This window comes from Bauldia sp., from assembly GCF_020442045.1.
Lineage (GTDB): Bacteria > Pseudomonadota > Alphaproteobacteria > Rhizobiales > Kaistiaceae > Bauldia.
Genome location: NZ_JAGRLA010000093.1, coordinates 1 through 3,661, shown reverse-complemented (window position 1 = coordinate 3,661; position 3,661 = coordinate 1). Strand labels below are relative to the sequence as shown.

The 3,661-nt window shown below is 67.0% G+C and carries 2 protein-coding genes; both read right to left on the bottom strand.

Going from position 1 to position 3,661, the window contains the following annotated elements; translation table 11 throughout:
• A partial coding sequence (locus KDJ86_RS10990) for a hypothetical protein (protein WP_291745513.1) occupies positions 1–620 on the bottom strand: 620 nt, incomplete at its 3' end.
• A gap of 19 nt (positions 621–639) precedes the next feature.
• Entirely contained in the window at positions 640–3,636 is a 2,997-nt protein-coding gene (gene uvrA / locus KDJ86_RS10985; protein ID WP_291745512.1) for an excinuclease ABC subunit UvrA, read from the bottom strand.
• Positions 3,637–3,661 lie beyond the last annotated feature (25 nt).

The following is a 3,661-nucleotide window of genomic DNA, read 5'->3' as shown; positions in this document are numbered from 1 at the left end:
GCGACCTCCAGAAACGTGTCGGGGTGATCGTCGAAGCCGGCGACCTGTCCCCATGCGTAGAGATCGGTGTGGCGGCGGCCCCAATTGTGGTTCTGGCTGCCGGTCCAGCCCTCGATGTCGATTTCGTCGTCGCCCGCGACGATCTTGCCGTCGAACCGCGCCAGGGGCCGGCTGACGAGGCTCTTGGCGGCCGGAAATCGCTTTTCGTAGAGATTGCGCGGCAGCAGAAACAGCGGCGGACCGCCCCCGCCGAAGCGCAGGTCCCATGATATGCGCGCCGAACCCTGCGTAATGGCCCCGGTCGCGCTGCCGTCGGACAGTTCAGCGGCGCCTATCCGGGCGGACAGGCCATGCGCGGAAAAGGCGCAGTTCGACAGCGGCGTCTCGCTCTTGGCGGCGACATGCCTGTTCCCCTCGCCGCGAAACAGGATCGCCCAGAGCTCGCCGACGGCGTTCTCCGGCGCGCCGCTGGGACTGAAGATCGTATAGCGAATCCAGAAGGCCAGCGGTCGCGCGGGATGATTGGCGCGGATGAAGAAGCTCTCGTAATGGCCGTCCGCTTGGCCGGTGTAGCGCGTGTCGTTGCAGGATGTTTCCAGCGCACCGGGACCCGCTCGCATCCTGCCCCTCCCGCCTCTGCTATTCCGCTGCCTCGCTCGGCGCTTTGAGAGGCCGCCGCGCGAGCACTTCCTTCAGAAACCGTCCGGTGTGGCTCCTTGGCGCCTTCACCACATCCTCCGGGGCGCCCTGCGCGACGATTTCGCCGCCGCCGTCGCCGCCTTCCGGGCCCATGTCGATGATCCAGTCGGCGGTCTTGATGACCTCCAGATTGTGCTCGATCACCACGACCGAATTGCCCTGGTCCACCAGCTCGTGCAGCACTTCCAGCAGCTTCTTCACGTCGTGGAAGTGCAGGCCGGTGGTCGGCTCGTCGAGAATGTAGAGCGTGCGGCCCGTCGAGCGGCGCGCCAGCTCTTTCGACAGTTTGACGCGCTGCGCCTCGCCGCCGGAGAGCGTCGTCGCCTGCTGGCCCACATGGATGTAGTCGAGCCCGACGCGCTTCAGCGTCTCCATCTTCTCGCGGATCGACGGCACGGCCTTGAACAGGGTGGCGGCTTCCTCGACCGTCATGTCCAGCACGTCGGCGATCGATTTCTCGCGGTATTTCACCTCCAACGTCTCGCGGTCGTAGCGCTTGCCCTTGCAGACGTCGCAGGTGACGTAGACGTCGGGCAAAAAGTGCATCTCGATCTTGATGACGCCGTCGCCCTGGCAGGCCTCGCAGCGGCCGCCCTTGACGTTGAAGGAGAAGCGGCCGGGCGCATAGCCGCGGGCCTTGGCCTCGGGGAGGCCGGCGAACCACTCGCGGATCGGGGTGAAGGCGCCGGTATAGGTCGCCGGGTTGGAGCGCGGGGTGCGGCCGATCGGTGACTGGTCGATGTCGATGACCTTGTCGAGATATTCGAGGCCTTCGAGCCTGTCATGCGGGGCGGGGGCGTCGCGGGCGCCGTTCAGCCGGCGGGCGACGGCCTTGTAGAGGGTGTCGATGAGGAGGGTCGACTTGCCGCCGCCGGAGACGCCGGTGACGCAGGTCAGCAGCCCCAGCGGGATCTCGGCGGTGACGTTCTTGAGGTTGTTGCCGGTCGCGCCGGTGACCTTCAGCGCCTTGCCCTTCTTGGGCTTGCGGCGATGGTCCGGCACGTCGATGAAGCGGGTGCCGGAGAGGAACTGGCCGGTCAGCGACCTGGGGTTGGCCATGATCTCGGCCGGCGTGCCCCTCGCCACGACCTTGCCGCCATGGATGCCGGCGGCGGGGCCGATGTCGACGACATAGTCGGCGTCGCGGATCGCGTCCTCGTCATGCTCGACGACGATGACGGTGTTGCCGAGGTCGCGGAGGTGCTTCAGCGTCTCGAGCAGGCGGGCATTGTCGCGCTGGTGGAGGCCGATCGACGGCTCGTCGAGCACGTAGAGGACGCCGGTGAGGCCGGAGCCGATCTGGGAGGCGAGGCGGATGCGCTGGCTCTCGCCGCCGGAGAGCGTGCCGGAGTTGCGGGACAGCGTCAGGTAGTCGAGCCCGACATCGACGAGGAACTGCAGCCGCTCTTGGATTTCCTTGAGGATGCGGCCGGCGATCTCGTTCTGCTGGTCGGTGAGGGTGTCGGGCAGGTGCCCGAACCAGCGGTTGGCGGCGCGGATGGAGAAATCGGTGACGTCGGCGATGTCGAGCCTGTCGAGCTTGACGGCGAGCGCCTCCGGCTTCAGCCGCTTGCCGTGGCAGGCGGCGCAGGGGACGGAGGACTGGTAGCGCTCGATCTCCTCGCGCATCCAGGCCGAGTCGGTCTCCTTCCAGCGGCGCTCGAGATTGGGGATGACGCCCTCGAAGGTCTTGGTCGTGTCGTATTTGCGGAGGCCGTCGTCGTAGGTGAACTTCACCTTGTCCGAGCCGGTGCCGTAGAGGATCGCGGCTCTCGCCTTCTCCGGCAGCTTCGACCAGGCGGTGTCGAGCGAGAAGCGGTAGTGCCTGGCCAGGCTGTCGAGGGTCTGCAGGTAATAGGGCGAGGAGGACTTGCCCCAGGGGGCGATGGCGTTTTTCCGCAGCGTCAGGCTTTCGTCCGGCACGACGAGGGCGGCATCGACCGTGCGCTCCGAGCCGAGCCCATCGCAGACCGGGCAGGCGCCATAGGGATTGTTGAACGAGAAGAGCCGCGGCTCGATCTCCGAGATGGTGAAGCCGGAGACCGGACAGGCGAATTTTTCGGAAAACAGGATCTGTTTTCCGTCTATCTCGCTCACGGCGAGCTCGCCTTGCTCGCCGCCTCCGCGGGGGCGGCCTGACCGGCCGGCGGCCGCTTGGCCTTGCCTCGCTTCGCTCGGTTTCCCCGCAGCGCCTGAACCGTCGGCGAACTCGGCGATCGCCAGGCCGTCGGCGAGCTCCAGCGCGGTCTGGAAGGAATCGGCGAGGCGGGTGGCGATGTCGCCGCGGACGACGATGCGGTCGACCACCACCTCGATGTCGTGCTTGAACTTCTTGTCGAGGGCGGGGGCATCGGCGATCTCGTGGAACTCGCCGTCGATCTTGACCCGCTGGAAGCCGCGCTTCATCAGCTCGGCGAGCTCCTTGCGGTATTCGCCCTTGCGGCCGCGGACGATCGGCGCGAGGAGATAAAGCCGCGTGCCCTCGGGCAGCGCCATCACCCGGTCGACCATCTGCGAGACCGTCTGGCTCTCGATCGGCAGCCCGGTCGCCGGCGAATAGGGGATGCCGACCCGGGCGAAGAGCAGGCGCATATAGTCGTAGATCTCGGTGACCGTGCCGACGGTCGAGCGCGGGTTGCGGCTCGTCGTCTTCTGCTCGATCGAGATCGCCGGCGACAGGCCGTCGATCTGGTCGACGTCCGGCTTCTGCATCATCTCGAGGAACTGGCGGGCATAGGCCGAGAGGCTCTCGACATAGCGGCGCTGGCCCTCGGCATAGATGGTGTCGAAGGCGAGCGACGACTTGCCGGAGCCCGACAGGCCGGTCAGCACGACCAGGCTGTCACGCGGCAGGTCGAGGTCGACATTCTTGAGATTGTGCTCGCGCGCCCCGCGGATCGAGATGAACTTGCCGGGGGCGGGCTTCGGCTTGGCCATGGTGCGTTTTTGTCCGACGGGGAGG